Raw genomic sequence first — 15,103 nt, 5'->3', positions numbered from 1 at the left:
CTGACGTTAGAGCCACCCGGTTTCGCCCCGCTACCCTCTGAAGTGGGTAATCAGCGAGACGAGAGTGTCAGTGGACAAGACCTTCAGACCGAGCGACCAGGACGCGTTGCGCGCGGAACTGCGTTCCCTGCGGCAGAAGACCGCGCTTCCCGTTCTGTTCGGCGGAACCGTCGAAGGCAGCACACTCACCCTGTCGGGGTTCGTGGGCACCCGCAGCACAATCCTGCGTGACCTGGTGATCGACGCCGAACGCGGCGCGGGTGGCCGGGCCGTCGTCGAGCAGCGGCCGGTGGGCGTGCAGGACTATTCGAACTCCCGCCACATCACGCACGAGTACGACTACGAGGTGGGCAAGGAGGGGATCGAAACCCTGCTCGCGGTCCCGGTGGTGGTGAAGGGACGCACCCGCGGCACCCTGTACGGAGGATTGCGCGCCAACCTTCCCCTCGGTGATGTCGTCACGGATACCGTCGTCCGATCCGCCGCGGCGCTCGCGCGGGAGGTCGAGATTCGCGACGAAGTGGACCGCCGGCTCGGGCTGCTCGATACCGCGGACGTGCACCGGGACGCCCGTATCTCGGAGGGAATCACCGAGAGCTATCTGGCACTCCGGGTAATCGCCGACCGACTCGGCGACGACGCCCTCGGCGCGCAAGTGCAGGCGGTGGAAAAGAAGCTGCGAAGCCTGGCGACACGAGAAGGCACAACCGAGGCGACGGTCACGCTGTCCCGCCGCGAACGCGACGTGCTGGCCTACGCTGCTCTCGGCTGCCGCAACGCCGAAATCGCGGAACGCCTCTCGCTCAGTGTCGAAACCATCAAGTCGTACATGCGCAACGTGATGGGCAAACTCGACGCCGCCAGCCGACACGAAGCGGTCGTCGAGGCGCGGCGGCAGGGATTGCTCCCGTAGTTTCACTCGCCGGTTCCCCAGCGCCGTTCGCCCAGTGCCCCAGCGCTGTTCGCCCAGTGTGACATCCGTTCGGTGTAAGTAGACCGATGTGACATCGGGTCAGGCCGCGGGGGGACGGGAGGATGGACGGTGCCGGCCAACCTCCACATGGCATCATCGCAGGTTGTCGGCGCAGATGGCGTGGAGTATTGTGTCGTGCGTTGTTGAACGAGGGAAGAGGAGGTGTGGCTTGCGATGAGTAGCCAACCTCCGAGTACCAGCTGAAATCTGGTCCACCCAGCGCCCGCTGCGCTGTTCACACTCTTCCCACGAAAGCACTGCCATGCCTGAGCTGCGTCAGATCCGTTCCCTCCGAAGTGCGTCCGAAGCGAGCCCCGCGGAAGCAACCGTGGTCGACAGCGCCGTATACCGGGACGGCGCGCGAATCACCACACCGGCAACCCTGTCCGATGCACTCGAGAGCCTGCCCGACACCTCGTCGATGGCCTGGATCGGGATGTACCGTCCCAATGCCGGCCAGTTGTATGCGGCTGCTGAACAATTCGATCTGCACGAACTGGCCGTCGAGGATGCCATCGCAGCCCATCAGCGGCCCAAGCTCGAGCGCTACGGCGACACCCTCTTCGTGGTGCTGCGCGCCGCCCGGTACTGCGACGACACCGAACGTGTCGAATTCGGTGAGCTGCATGTGTTCTGCGGTCCCACCTTCGTGCTCACGGTCCGGCACAGCGAATCCCCCGACCTGTCGGCGGTGCGCACACGCATGGAGGGCAACCCGGACCTGTTGAGGCTCGGACCCGAAGCCGTTCTCTACGCCATCCTCGACGCAGTGGTCGACGGGTATGCGCCGGTGGTGGCCGGGCTGCAGAACGACATCGACGAGATCGAGACCGAAGTGTTCAGCGGTGCGCCCGGGGTCTCGCGGCGCATCTACGAACTCACTCGCGAGGTCATCGAATTCCAGAGGGCGACAAGGCCACTACTCGGGATGCTGGACGGGTTGTCGGCGGGTTTCGAGAAGTACGACACCGACGAGGAGTTGCAGCGCTATCTCCGTGACGTCACCGACCACGCGACCGTCGTCGTCGAGCGCGCGGATGGATTCCGTCAGCTGCTCGGTAACATCCTGACTGTCAACGCGACGCTGGTGTCACAGGAACAGAACGAGGAGATGCGCAATCTCACCCACGCCAGCTACGCCCAGAACGAAGAAATCAAGAAGGTGTCGGCGTGGGCGGCGATCCTGTTCGCGCCCACACTGATCGGCACCGTGTACGGGATGAACTTCGATCACATCCCGGAACTGCATTGGGTGGGTGGCTACCCGTTCGCGTTGTCGCTCATGGTGCTCACCTGTGCGGGCCTGTACACGATTTTCAAACGTCGCGGCTGGCTGTGACCGGCCGTCACTGCTCGTCCACGCAGACCACGAACTGACGCTCTTCGTACTCGTAGGCCTTGACGGATGTGCTGCACGCGTCCACGGACGATGCGCCCTCCACGATCTGCGTCACCTTCACGGCGTCCACGGCGGTGGTGGCACCGCAGTCGATCCGCACCGGGTCTTCGCCTCCGAGGTCCATGCAGCCACCGACCACCCAGTCGACATCGAGGCAGATCGCACCCTGCTCGACGCCGCCGAACGTTTCGTAGTAGTACGAGTCGGCGTCCGTCACGCACTGGCTGTTCTGCGCTGCCTTGCCGATCACCTTGTAGTTGGACTCGGCGCTCCCACACGCGGCCTTCTCGATCTCGGCGTCGTCGACGGTGCCGCCGAGTTGGACGCACTGGCCGATCTCGACCTGGAAGTCGATGTCGCCGACATCCCGCTCGTCCCGGCTGTCGATCGCGGTGGGCGTGGCACCGGAAGACTCCGGGACCGCGGTCGGCGTGACGCTCGAACCGCATCCTGCGACGAGAACAGCCGCCGCGGACAGCGCCACCGCAGTGGTACACAGTCGCCGAACAAGTCCTGCCATGGTGAGCCCTCCGTCGTCTTCCCGCGATCGGCAGTCTTCCGCGATCGTCTGCCGCGCATCATTTGATTACATCGCCGCACCATTTACCAATTGCGGTGTCAATATGGACTGGTGGAACTCCCCGTCATGCCTCCGGTGCAGCCGATGCTGGCGAAGGCCGCGTCGGCCGTCCCCGTCCAGCCCGACTCCGGGCTCGTCTGGTCCTACGAACCGAAATGGGACGGCTTTCGGGTCATCATCTTCCGCGACGGTGACGACGTGGTTCTCGGATCCCGTGGTGGGAAGGATCTGGCCAGGTACTTTCCCGAGATGGTGCGCTCCGCGCGGGAGGAGTTACCGGATCGTTGTGTGGTGGACGGTGAACTCGTGGTGCCCCGCACGATCGACGGGCACACACGACTGGACTGGGATTCGCTGTCGGAGCGGATCCATCCTGCGGACAGCCGGGTGAAGCTGCTGTCGGACCGGACGCCGTCGCAGTTCGTCGCCTTCGGCCTGCTCGCCCTGGGTGACACGGACCTGACCCGGGAGCATTTCTCGGTACGGCGCGACAACCTGATCGAGCACGTAGGTGGCGGTCCCAGCTGCCATGTCACCGCGGCCACCGAATCGAGTGAGCAGGCCACCGAGTGGTTCCGGACCTTCGAGGGTGCGGGTCTCGACGGTGTGGTGGCGAAGAAACTCGCGGGACCGTACCTGCCGAACAAACGCGAGATGGTGAAGGTGAAGCACGCGCGCACCGCGGACTGTGTGGTGATCGGCTACCGGCCCCACAAGAGTCAGCCGGGTATCGGGTCGATGCTCCTCGGGTTGTACGACGGCGATCAGCTCGCGATGGTCGGCGGTGCCTCCGCCTTCACCGCGGCGAGGCGAATCGAATTGCTCGCCGAACTCGAACAACTCCGGGTCGGCGAGGACGTCGTCGCGGAGGGCGAACCCACCCGCTGGCGGTCGGGAAACGACCGGAGCTGGGTCCCGCTCCGGCCGGAACGCGTGGTGGAGGTGGCCTACGACCAGATGGAGGGCACCAGGTTCCGGCACGCCGCCCGCTTCCTGCGGTGGCGTCCCGACCGGGCACCCGATGAATGCACGTTCGAACAGTTGGAGGTTCCGGTGCGATACGACCTCGCCGACGTCCTGGCCGGAGGCTCCTAGATGGCAGGCAAAGCCGAAGAACTCGATGTCGACGGCGTCGCGGTGCGACTGTCGAATCCCGACAAGATCTACTATCCGGAACTCGGTGCCGACGGCGGCACCAAGAGGCACCTGGTCGAGTACTACCGATCGGTGGCGGCGAACGGTGCCCTGCTGCGCGCGCTCCACGACCGGCCGACTCACCTGCAACGATTCCCGGACGGAATCGCGGGCGAGGAGATCTATCAGAAGCGGGTCCCGGCGAAACGCCCCGACCATGTGGACTCGTGCGAGGTGGCCTTCCCGTCGGGAAGGAAAGCGGACGTGCTCCGCGTCCGCAGCGCCGCCGACATCGTGTGGGCCGCGAACCTCGGCAGCATCACCTTCCACCCCTGGGCTGTCCGCTGCCCCGACGTCGACCACCCCGACCAGCTGCGGATCGACCTCGACCCGCAACCCGGGACCGAATTCGACGACGCCCGTGCCGTCGCGCTCGAGGTGGTGCGCCCACTTCTCGACGAACTGGGACTGATCGGTTTCCCCAAGACGTCGGGTGGACGTGGACTGCACGTCTACCTCCACATCGAACCGCAGTGGGATTTCATCGAGGTGCGCCGCGCGGGGATCGCACTGGCCCGGGAGATCGAGCGGCGCAGCGGCGACCGCGCCACCACGTCGTGGTGGAAGGAGGAGCGCGGCGAACGCATCTTCCTCGACTACAACCAGAACGCACGGGACAAGACGATCGCCTCCGCCTACTCGGCGCGCAAGACCCCGATCGCCACGGTATCCACCCCGGTGACGTGGGAGGAACTGGCCGACGTCGAACCCGACGACCTGACCATCGCCACCGTTCCCGCCCTCCTCGAGCGGCGTGGCGATCCCATGTCCACGCTGGGAGATGTGGCGCACTCGCTGGACGTCCTACTGGACATGGCCGAACGCGACGCCGCGAACGGTCTCGCGGATCTGCCGTATCCCCCCAACTATCCGAAGATGCCGGGCGAACCCAAACGGGTCCAACCGAGTCGCGACCGTGACCGAAAGTAGCCGCCTTCCGAAGTAAGCTCGGACCGGTCCGGGGTCGAGTGAAAATGGTTGTGAGGTCAGCATGAAACGTTCGACAGCCGGTACCGTCGGACTGGTACTCGGTGTCGTCGCGACAGCTTTCGGAGCTGTATCGACGGCAACGCCGGCCGCGTCCGCTGCGTCGCTCTCCTGTGTGTCTCCGCCTGGCCGCGACCTGACGTCCATCGTTGCCCCTACCGCGTGCCGCGCGAAGGCCGATCCGAGCAGCAACTCCGCCGCTCACGGCGAGAACGGGGTCGGATTTGCCGAAGCGTCCCACTCGGGTGCGGCCTTCGGTGCGGGCCTTGGGGGAGGTGTCGGCGCGGCAGAAGCCCGCCGAGCCGAGGTCGCGGCCGTTGCGGTGGGGCAGGACAGCGTCGCGATCGCCACGAGCGACCACGCGGGGCCTGCGCTGGTACTGAGCGGACCGGACGGCTACGCACTCGCGGCCGATCCGGCGAATGTGGTGTGTGGCGGTGGACCGTCGCTGGCGATCCTCTTCTTCGCGGCCCGGGCCTGCATCACCGACGGTGTAACGGTGTTGCAGCTTCCGTGACCCCCGAACGACTCGGCATCGTATGGTGTCGTGAGTCACAGTCGAGGGCGTCGGAAGGAATCACATGAGTGATCACATCTACCGGATCGTGGAGATCGTCGGCTCGTCCCCCGAGGGCACCGATGCTGCCATCGTGAACGCCGTCACCCGTGCCAACCAGACGATTCGTAATCTCGAGTGGTTCGAGGTGGTGGGCACGAGGGGCCATATCGTGGATGGCGCGATCGCGCACTACCAGGTGACCCTGAAGGTAGGTTTCCGAGTGGAATCCGGTGACGAGATGTGAATCCGGGCCGGGGCTTCTCGCGCAGAATTGAAACGCGTAATACTCTGAGTCCACGTTTTTCGATGTCGTACTGTGCGTGCTCGAAGTAGGGGAGAACCGTGGCTTATGTGATTACGCAGCCGTGCTGCAACGATGCATCGTGCGTCGATGTGTGTCCGGTCAACTGCATTCATCCCACACCGGACGAGCCGCAGTTCGCGACGACGGAAATGCTGTACATCGATCCGGACACCTGCATCGACTGCGGCGCGTGCGTCGAGGAGTGCCCGGTGGAGGCAATCTACGCCGAGAACGATCTCGAAGAAGTCGACGCGCCCTATCTCGACATCAATGCGAGGTACTACACCAAGCATCCCATCGGTCCCGATTGGCCCGAACCCCGGAAGATGCCGTCGATCGATCCGGCACTCGGAACGCTGCACGTGGCGATCGTGGGCTCCGGCCCGGCGGCCTGCTATGCCGCGATGGAACTCACCGCGAAGCCACGCATCGAGGTCGACATGTTCGATCGTCTGCCTACCCCGTACGGCCTGGTTCGCGCGGGCGTCGCCCCTGATCATCCGGGGACGAAGGGCGTCACCGATCAGTTCCGCTCCGCGGTCGGCAAGCGCAGCGTGCACTGCCACTTCAACGTGGAGGTGGGCAGCGACGTCAGGCATGAGGAACTGCTCGCGCACCACCATGCCGTCATCTATGCCGTGGGTGCGGCCGGCGACCGGAAGCTGGGGATCCCCGGCGAAGATCTGGTCGGCAGCCATGCGGCCACCGAGTTCGTGGCCTGGTACAACGGGCATCCCGACTATGCGAACCGCACCTTCGATCTGTCCGGCGAGCGCGCCGTGATCGTCGGCAACGGCAACGTCGCACTCGACGTGGCACGGATCCTGGTTACCGATCCGGACGTCCTGGCGAAGACCGACATCGCGGACCATGCGCTCGAGGCGCTCCGGTCCAGCAACATCCGCGAGGTGGTCGTCCTGGGCCGTCGTGGCCCCGCGCAGGCGGCCTACACCAATCCCGAGCTCATGGCTCTCGGCAGGCTGCCGGGGGTGGATGTCGTGGTCGATCCAGAAGAAGCGGTACTCGATCCCGCCAGCAGGGCTTTCATCGACGGTGATTCGGCGGAACCGTGGGAGCGTCTCAAGGTCGAACAGGTGGAGGGATTCGCGAAGCACGCCCCTGATCCGGCGAACAAGCGCATCGTGCTGCGTTTTCTGGCGTCACCGGTGGAGATTCTCGGCGACGGGCAGGTCGAGTCCATCCGGATCTCGCACAACGAGATGGTCGCCGACGCGTCGGGTGTGTTGAGTGCAAAGCCGTCCGGCGTGGTCGAGACGCTCGACACCGGGCTGGTACTGCGGTCGATCGGGTATCGCGGTCAGCCGGTGGCCGACCTTCCGTTCGATGCCGGGCGCGGAGTGATCCCCAACGAGAACGGCCGGGTGATCGATCCGGAGACCGGCGCCCCGGTTCCCGGTGTCTATGTGGCCGGCTGGATCAAGCGTGGGCCCACCGGTGTGATCGGCACCAACAAGTACTGCTCCGCCGAGACGGTGACGATGCTGATCGACGACTTCTGCGCAGGCAGACTGCAGGCGCCTGCCGATCGTGGCGGTCTCGACACTCTGCTGAGTGAGCGTGTTCCGGACGCGGTCGACTTCCAGGGGTGGCAGCGGATCGACAAGACCGAACGGGCTGCCGGCAAGGAGAGCGGCCGCACCCGGACCAAACTCATCAGCATCGAAAGCATGCTGGCCGCGGTCCGCGCAACCGATTCGTGACCCTCAGGCCGCAGACCGGCAACGATAGCCGGGAAATTGCTCCCTGCTCGATGATGTGTGTTAATGGCTAGGCGCGATTGGTAGTCCGTCGGGGACGCGCGTCAGATACACGTCGTCGAACGAGAGTAGTGATATGGGCAAGTCAGGAATCTGTACTGCGAGGAGAAAGCGCTGGTCTTCGCGCTTCGCAATCTCCGTCGCCGGGGCCGTTCTCACCGGAACGGCGCTCGTGGGACCTGTGCAGGCCGTGCCGCTCTTCCCCGGTGGACCGGAGATTCCGAGCCTTTCGACCCCGGGCACCGAGAACGTCCCTGTTCCCGAACCGTTGCCTGCACCGGCAAACTTCTCCGCGCCGTCCGTGAACCCCGGCCAAGGCGAGGTCGTGGGTGTCGCGCAGCCGATCATCATCCGATTCAACGAGTCGATCGGTGACCGCGCCGCCGCGGAACGTGCCATCGACATCACGAGCAACCCTCCGGTCGAGGGCGGTTTCTACTGGATCAGTGACAGCCAGGTGCGGTGGAAGCCCACCGAGTTCTGGCCGGCCGATACCCAGGTCACCGTCGATGCGGGGGACTCGCACTCGACGTTCACCATCGGCGATGCCCTGGTGGCCACCGCGGATGACAACACCAAGCAGATCACGGTCACCCGCAACGGTGAGGTGGTGAGGACGATGCCCACTTCGATGGGCAAGGTCGATCACGAGACGCCTAACGGCACCTACATCGTCGGCGAGAAGTTCCGTGACATGTACATGGACTCCTCCACCTACGGCGTCCCGGTCGACTCTCCCGAGGGTTACCGAACCTACGTGGAGTACGCGACGCGGATGTCGTACAGCGGCATCTTCGTCCACGCCGCGCCGTGGTCGGTGAACCAGCAGGGGTACAGCAACGTCAGCCATGGCTGCCTCAACGTCAGCACGGAAGACGCCAAGTGGTTCTACGAGAACTCCAAGAAGGGTGATCCGGTGATCGTCCAGAATACCGCCGGTGGTGTTCTGAGCGGCTCCGACGGTCTCGGAGACTGGAACCGCTGACATCAGCCCTACCGTAGCCCGCACAGTTCAATGTGCGGGCTACGGCTATTTACCGACCATTCGTAATCGGTCGTCAGACTGCCGCAGTGAGATCGAGTCCGGAACGAACCCTGCCCCGAGCGGACGCCAAAGGGTTATTCGGGCGACCGTGGCGGGACTACGCGCTGTTTCTGGCGCTGGTGGGTCCCAACCTGGTCCTGCTGGTCCTGTTCACCTACCGTCCCCTGGTCGACAACATTCGACTGTCGTTCTTCGACTGGAATATCGCCGACCCCGTCGCCACTTACATCGGCTTCGACAACTACCGCGAATGGTGGAGTCGCAGCGATACTTTGCAGATCGTCGGCAACACGGTGGTGTTCACGATCGCGACGGTCCTCGGATCGATGGTGATCGGTCTCGCTCTGGCGCTGTTGCTCGACCGTAAGCTGCACGGACGCAACCTGGTTCGATCGGCGATCTTCGCACCGTTCGTCATCTCCGGTGCCGCGGTGGGCGTGGCGTTCCAGTTCGTGTTCGATCCCAGCTTCGGACTGATCCAGGACCTGCTGCACCGAGTCGGCATCGACGAGGCGCCTGACTTCTACCAGGATCCGCACTGGGCACTCTTCATGGTGACGGTCACCTACATGTGGAAGAACATCGGCTACACCTTCGTCATCTACCTTGCGGCGCTGCAGGGTACGCGCAAGGAGTTGTCGGAGGCCGCAGAGATCGACGGGGCGAGTGGATGGACGGCATTCCGACGGGTGGTGTTTCCCCAGCTTCGGCCCACCACCTACTTTCTCTCGATCACGGTGATGCTGAATTCCTTTCAGGTGTTCGACATCATCAATGTGATGACGCGGGGCGGTCCGCTCGGCGCCGGTACGACGACCATGGTGTACCAGGTCTACAACGAGTCGTTCCGGAATTTCCGTGCCGGCTACGGCGCCACGGTGGCCACCATCATGTTCCTGGTCCTGCTGGGCATCACCGTCTACCAGGTACGGATCATGGATCGAGGGGACGCACGGTGAAGGCAGTGGTACCGGTGGTCCCGCACACCGCCCGCGACCACCGGCGGCGGCAACTGCTGGTCAAGGCGCTCGGGTACCTCGCCATGGCAGGTGTCCTGTTGATGGTGGCATTGCCGCTGTACTGGATCGTGATGACGTCGTTCAAGGCGCGTCCGGACATCTACACCCTGCCGGTCACCTGGTGGCCGAGTGTCTTTCACCCGGAGAACTATGCGGAAGCCACCACTTCGGTGCCGTTCTGGACCTTTCTTCGGAATTCCCTGATCATCACCGGCGCGCTGGCGGCCGTCAAATTCACACTCGGTGTCCTCAGTGCCTACGGTCTGGTGTTCCTGCGCTTCCCCGGCAAGAACCTCGTGTTCCTCGGTATCATCGCCGCCCTGATGGTGCCGAATCAAATCACGGTGATCTCCAACTACGCGCTCGTTGCCGAATGGGGATGGCGAAACTCGTTCCAGGGCATCATTATTCCTCTGGCCGGGGTTGCATTCGGAACATTCTTGATGCGCAACCATTTTCTGTCCATCCCCGCGGAAATCATCGAGGCGGCACGGATGGACGGCGCCGGCCACTTCACGTTGCTGTGGCGAGTGGTGCTACCGGTATCGGGACCCACGATGGTGGCGTTCGCGATCATCACAGTGGTCAACGAGTGGAACGAATACCTCTGGCCCTTCCTCATGTCGGACGATTCCTCGGTGGCACCGTTACCGATCGGTCTGACTCAACTGCAGAACAACGACGGGCTCACCAACTGGGGCCCGGTCATGGCGGGGACGGTGCTCACCATGCTGCCGATCCTCGTGGTTTTCCTTGTGCTGCAAAAGCACATGATCAAGGGCCTCACATCGGGTGCGGTCAAGGGATAGTCCGGATACAGGAGAACAAATGGTCCACATCAATCGTCGAGGGTTCCTCGGACTGGCCGGAGCCGTGGCTGCCGGTGCGGCCCTCACGGCGTGTGCAGGCTCGGGTTCCGGTTCGTCCTCGGGAACCTCGAGCGCGTCCGGTGATGCGAATACCATCACGTTCTGGTCCAACCACCCCGGCAAGTCGCAGGAGGTGGAGAGGGAACTGATCAAGCGGTTCCAGGTCGAATACCCCGATCTCAGAGTCGATCTCGTCGACGGCGGCAAGAACTACGAGGAGGTGTCTCAGAAGTTCAATGCGGCACTGTCCGGAGGTGAGTTGCCGGACGTCGTGGTGCTCTCCGACGTGTGGTGGTTCAACTACGCACTGACCGGTGCCATCGAGCCCCTCGATTCTCTGTTCGCCGAGGTGGGGGTCGACTCGTCCGACTACGTCGACTCGCTCCTTGCCGATTACCTGTTCCAGGACAAGCACTTCGCGCTTCCGTACGCGCGGTCCACCCCGCTGTTCTACTACAACAAGCAGGTCTGGTCGCAGGCGGGCCTGCCCGACCGCGGTCCGGCCACCTGGCAGGAGTTCGACGAGTGGGGACCGGAACTGCAGCGCGTGATGGGAAGCGGCAAGCTGGCTCACGGCTGGGGCGACGCGAAGAACTACCTGGGGTGGACCTTCGAAGGTCCCGTCTGGACTTTCGGTGGAGCATATTCCGACCGGTGGGATCTGAAGTTCGACGACGAGAAGACCATCGCTGCAGGCAATTTCCTGAAGAGCATGATCTTCGGCAAGAAGTACGCGGCTGTCTCGAGCGACATCGCCAACGAGTTCGGGGCGGGAATTCTCGCCTCCACCATTGCGTCGACCGGCGACCTCTCGGGCATCACCAAGAACGCCACGTTCGACTTCGGGACCGCCTTCCTGCCCACATCGGGTGCACCGGGCTGCCCTACGGGCGGCGCTGGACTGGCCATTCCGTCGAAGATCTCGGACGAGCGCAAGAAGAACGCGCTGAAGTTCATCGACTTCATCACCAACGGTGAGAACACGGCCTACTTCTCGCAGAACGTCGGCTACATGCCGGTGCGCAAGTCTGCGGTGGAGGACCCGAGCATGAAGGCGTTCCTCGAGGCGAATCCCCACGCGCGCACCGCAGTCGATCAGCTGGCGAAGACCCGGTCGCAGGACTATGCCCGGGTCTTCGTGCCCGGCGGCGACCAGATCATCGGCACCGGGCTCGAGCAGATCGCGCTGCAGAACGCCGACGTCACCACAGCGTTCGCCGGTGTCAACACCCAACTCCAGCAGATCATCGACCGACAGATCTCGCCGAAATTGCCCCAGTAGGCGTCTCAGTAGAAATAGGGAACCTCTCATGGCCAACGTGCAATTCGCGGGTGTGACCCACCGATATCCCGGAGATGATCGGCCTGCGGTCGACCGCTTGGACCTCGATATCGCCGATGGCGAGTTCATCGTCCTCGTCGGCCCGTCCGGATGCGGAAAGTCGACCAGCCTGCGGATGCTGGCCGGTCTCGAATCGGTCGAGGCCGGCCGGATCGAGATCGGCGGCGCCGATGTGACCACGCTGCCGCCGAGAGCACGCGACGTGGCCATGGTGTTCCAGAGTTACGCGCTGTATCCCAACATGACGGTGGCCGACAACATGAGCTTCGCGCTCCGGAACGCCGGGGTCGGAAAGGCCGAGCGCACCGAACGGGTTCTCGTGGCCGCCCGGATGCTCGAACTCGAACCGCTGCTCGACCGCAAGCCGTCCACACTGTCCGGCGGTCAGCGGCAGCGGGTGGCGATGGGACGCGCGATCGTGCGCCGGCCCGCCGTGTTCTGCATGGATGAACCGCTCAGCAATCTCGACGCCACGCTGCGGGTGAGCACGCGCTCGCAGATCGCGGGTCTGCAGCGCCGGCTCGGCACCACCACCGTCTACGTCACCCACGATCAGGTGGAGGCCATGACGATGGGCGACCGGGTCGCGGTCATGAAGGACGGGCAGCTGCAGCAGATCGCCCCGCCCCGTGACCTCTACGATGACCCGGTCAACACGTTCGTGGCTGGGTTCATCGGTTCGCCCGGAATGAATCTGATGGAGGTTCCGGTCCGGGAGGGTGCCGCGGAGTTGGGTGATCTGCGAATCCCGTTGCCGCTGTCCGCAACCAACGAGAGCCATGTGGTTGTCGGGGTGCGTCCGGAGTCGTGGACGCTGGTGGGGGCGTGGCGCAACGATTCCTATACGGTCACTGCAGACATACTCGAGGAACTCGGCGCGGAGTCGTTCGTGTACGCGGCAGGACCGACGGGCAGGGTGGTGGTACGGGTGGACCGTACACGCAGCGTCGCCGCGGGAGAGGAACTGCACCTGCGACCCGAACCGGGTGCGGTGTATTTCTTCTCCGCGGCGACGGGTGTCCGTCTGCGTTAGCGGCTACCAGATCCTGACGCGCTGGTCGGGGTCCAGGTAGAGCGCGTCACCGGGCTGGACGTCGAAGGCTTCGTGGAACGTATCGAGGTTGCGGACCACACCGTTGCACCGGAACTCCGGCGGCGAGTGCGGGTCCACCGCCAGCCGGCGTAGGGCCTCGGCGTCCCGCGCCTTCGCCCGCCACACCTGCGACCATCCGAAAAACACCCGCTGAAGTCCGGTGAGACCGTCGAGAACCGGCGGTTCCTTGTCCCCGGTGGCGATCCGGTACGCGACGAGTGCAATGGACAACCCGCCGAGATCCCCGATGTTTTCCCCGATGGTGAACTCGCCGTTGACCTTGTGCCCAGGCAGAGCCTTCGGCTCGAACTCGTTGTACTGCTCGATGAGAGCCTTGGTGCGTTTGCCGAACTCGCTGCGGTCGTCGTCGGTCCACCAATCGACCATGTTGCCGTCCCCGTCGTACTTGGCGCCCTGGTCGTCGAACCCGTGTCCGATCTCATGGCCGATGACCGCACCGATCCCGCCGTAGTTGGCGGCGTCGTCGGCTGCAGCATCGAAGAACGGGGGCTGCAGAATGGCTGCGGGAAAGACGATTTCGTTCATTCCCGGGTTGTAGTACGCGTTGACCGTCTGCGGCGTCATGAACCACTCGTCACGATCGACAGGACCACCGAGCTTGGCGAGATCGCGGTCGTACTCGGCCGCGTAGCCACTCCGGTAGTTGCCGATCAGATCGCCACGGGAGATGGTGACGGCCGAGTAGTCGCGCCACTTGTCGGGGTAGCCGATCTTCGGCGTGAACTTCTCGAGCTTCCGCAGCGCCGCTTCCCGGGTCGCGGGGCTCATCCATTCGAGGTCCGCGATATTGCGCCGGTACGCCTCCTGCAGGTTGGCGACGAGCTCCTGCATGCGGGCCTTCGCGTCCGCGGGGAAGTGGCGTTCGACGTAGAGTCTGCCGACAGCCTCACCCAGGAGGTCCTGCACCAGCGACACGCCGCGCTTCCACCGCTCACGGTTCTCTTCGGCGCCCGTCAGCGTCTTTCCGTAGAACTCGAAGTTCTGGTCGACGAGCGCCGCAGTCAGATACGGCGCCCGTGACCGAACGACGTTCCATGTGGCCCACGCCTTCCACGTGTCCAGGTCTTCCGATGTCCACAAACCGGTGAGGGTGGTGAGGAAGTCGGGCTGACGGACCACGATCTCCGCGAACTGCTCCGTGGTACCGCCCAGCGCCTCGATCCACGCCGGCCAGTCGAGGCCGGTGGGCAGCTCGTCGAGAGTCACCAGGTTGTAGCTGAGTTCGGCATCGCGGCGTTTGACCACGTCCCAGTGGCCGGCCGCGATCTTCGTCTCGAGATCGAAGACCTTCGCCGCGTCGTACGAAATATCGGCCAGCTCGAACATCTTCGCGATGTGCGCCCGGTACGCCGCGCGGATCTCCGCGTGCTCGTCCTGGCGGTAGTACGACTCGTCCGGCAGGCCGATTCCCGACTGGGTGAAGTGCACCAGGTACCGCTCGGAATTCTTGGCGTCCGTATCCACATAGTGGCCGACGGCGCCGCCGACACCCGTCCGCTGCAGCCTGCCGAGTACCGCAGCGAGGGCAGACCGGTCGGCGGCCCCGGCGACGGCGGCGAGTTCCTCCGCGATCGGTGTCAGGCCCGCGTTCTCCACAGACTCCGCGTCCATGAAGCCGGCGTACAGATCACCGATTTTCTGCGCATCCGTGCCTTCTGCGGCACCGGACTCGGCAGCCTCCTCGATGATGTTCTGGACATCGACCTCCGCCCTGTCGTAAAGCGTCCGGAACGCGCCGTCGATGGCCCGGTCGGCGGGAATCTCGTAAGTGTCGATCCAGCCGCCGTTGACGTGGACGAACAGGTCGTCCTGCGGACGGGTGCCGGTGTCGAGGTGGGTGAGGTCGATGCCTGAGCGCTGAGCCGTCGTCATTTCTCCATGATTACACCCTTCAGACGTCGATACCCAGATTGATCGCCGCCAGATAGCCGTCCGACTGC

14 protein-coding genes are annotated in these 15,103 nt (G+C 64.4%); 12 read left to right on the top strand and 2 right to left on the bottom strand.

Features of this window, described 5'->3' with window-relative positions:
* The first annotated feature begins 70 nt into the window (after nucleotides 1-70).
* A complete protein-coding gene (locus WAW17_RS05255) occupies nucleotides 71-913 on the top strand; it encodes a LuxR C-terminal-related transcriptional regulator (RefSeq protein WP_422331949.1) in 843 nt (280 codons plus the stop codon).
* A 322-nt stretch (nucleotides 914-1,235) separates the two neighbouring features.
* On the top strand, nucleotides 1,236-2,312 hold the full coding sequence (locus WAW17_RS05250; protein WP_422331948.1) for a magnesium and cobalt transport protein CorA: 1,077 nt from the start codon (nucleotides 1,236-1,238) through the stop codon (nucleotides 2,310-2,312).
* 7 nt (nucleotides 2,313-2,319) lie between these two features.
* Here the strand turns inward: WAW17_RS05250 and lppU are convergent, their stop codons facing one another.
* Nucleotides 2,320-2,892: an LppU family putative lipoprotein gene (lppU, locus tag WAW17_RS05245; RefSeq protein ID WP_422331947.1), complete on the bottom strand. Its 573-nt coding sequence runs from the start codon at nucleotides 2,890-2,892 to the stop codon at nucleotides 2,320-2,322.
* Between the two features lie 111 nt (nucleotides 2,893-3,003).
* On the opposite strand from lppU, the gene WAW17_RS05240 reads away from it, so the two are divergent.
* The 10 genes from WAW17_RS05240 (at nucleotide 3,004) to WAW17_RS05195 (ending at nucleotide 13,082) form a co-directional block, all read left to right on the top strand.
* Nucleotides 3,004-4,047, top strand: a complete 1,044-nt coding sequence (locus WAW17_RS05240) for an ATP-dependent DNA ligase (RefSeq protein WP_422331946.1) — start codon at nucleotides 3,004-3,006, stop codon at nucleotides 4,045-4,047.
* Nucleotides 4,048-5,076, top strand: coding sequence for a non-homologous end-joining DNA ligase (gene ligD / locus WAW17_RS05235; protein WP_422331945.1), 1,029 nt, complete (start codon nucleotides 4,048-4,050; stop codon nucleotides 5,074-5,076).
* Nucleotides 5,077-5,137: 61 nt separating this feature from the next.
* Complete coding sequence (locus WAW17_RS05230) at nucleotides 5,138-5,650, top strand: DUF6764 family protein (protein WP_422331944.1); 513 nt, start codon at nucleotides 5,138-5,140, stop codon at nucleotides 5,648-5,650.
* Nucleotides 5,651-5,714: 64 nt separating this feature from the next.
* The gene (locus tag WAW17_RS05225; protein WP_422331943.1) at nucleotides 5,715-5,936 is read left to right on the top strand and encodes a dodecin; all 222 of its coding nucleotides are present in this window, start codon (nucleotides 5,715-5,717) and stop codon (nucleotides 5,934-5,936) included.
* 98 nt (nucleotides 5,937-6,034) lie between these two features.
* Nucleotides 6,035-7,717 (top strand): FAD-dependent oxidoreductase, encoded by a 1,683-nt coding sequence (locus WAW17_RS05220; protein WP_422331942.1) that lies wholly within the window; start codon nucleotides 6,035-6,037, stop codon nucleotides 7,715-7,717.
* A gap of 133 nt (nucleotides 7,718-7,850) precedes the next feature.
* A complete protein-coding gene (locus WAW17_RS05215; protein ID WP_422331941.1) occupies nucleotides 7,851-8,759 on the top strand; it encodes a L,D-transpeptidase in 909 nt (302 codons plus the stop codon).
* 86 nt (nucleotides 8,760-8,845) lie between these two features.
* A complete protein-coding gene (locus WAW17_RS05210) occupies nucleotides 8,846-9,778 on the top strand; it encodes a carbohydrate ABC transporter permease (protein WP_422331940.1) in 933 nt (310 codons plus the stop codon).
* Nucleotides 9,779-9,792: 14 nt separating this feature from the next.
* Nucleotides 9,793-10,647, top strand: coding sequence for a carbohydrate ABC transporter permease (locus WAW17_RS05205; protein WP_422331952.1), 855 nt, complete (start codon nucleotides 9,793-9,795; stop codon nucleotides 10,645-10,647).
* Nucleotides 10,648-10,666: 19 nt separating this feature from the next.
* Nucleotides 10,667-11,989, top strand: a complete 1,323-nt coding sequence (locus WAW17_RS05200; protein WP_422331939.1) for an ABC transporter substrate-binding protein — start codon at nucleotides 10,667-10,669, stop codon at nucleotides 11,987-11,989.
* A 28-nt stretch (nucleotides 11,990-12,017) separates the two neighbouring features.
* Nucleotides 12,018-13,082, top strand: a complete 1,065-nt coding sequence (locus WAW17_RS05195) for an ABC transporter ATP-binding protein (protein ID WP_422331938.1) — start codon at nucleotides 12,018-12,020, stop codon at nucleotides 13,080-13,082.
* A 3-nt stretch (nucleotides 13,083-13,085) separates the two neighbouring features.
* Here the strand turns inward: WAW17_RS05195 and WAW17_RS05190 are convergent, their stop codons facing one another.
* On the bottom strand, nucleotides 13,086-15,035 hold the full coding sequence (locus WAW17_RS05190; RefSeq protein WP_422331937.1) for a M13 family metallopeptidase: 1,950 nt from the start codon (nucleotides 15,033-15,035) through the stop codon (nucleotides 13,086-13,088).
* Nucleotides 15,036-15,103: the final 68 nt, after the last annotated feature.

Origin of the sequence: Rhodococcus sp. (in: high G+C Gram-positive bacteria) (assembly GCF_049286785.1) — a bacterium.
In the GTDB taxonomy this organism is placed as follows: Bacteria; Actinomycetota; Actinomycetes; order Mycobacteriales; family Mycobacteriaceae; genus Rhodococcus_F.
The sequence above is the reverse complement of the archived record's forward strand: the minus strand, read 5'-3'. Positions and strand labels throughout refer to the sequence as shown.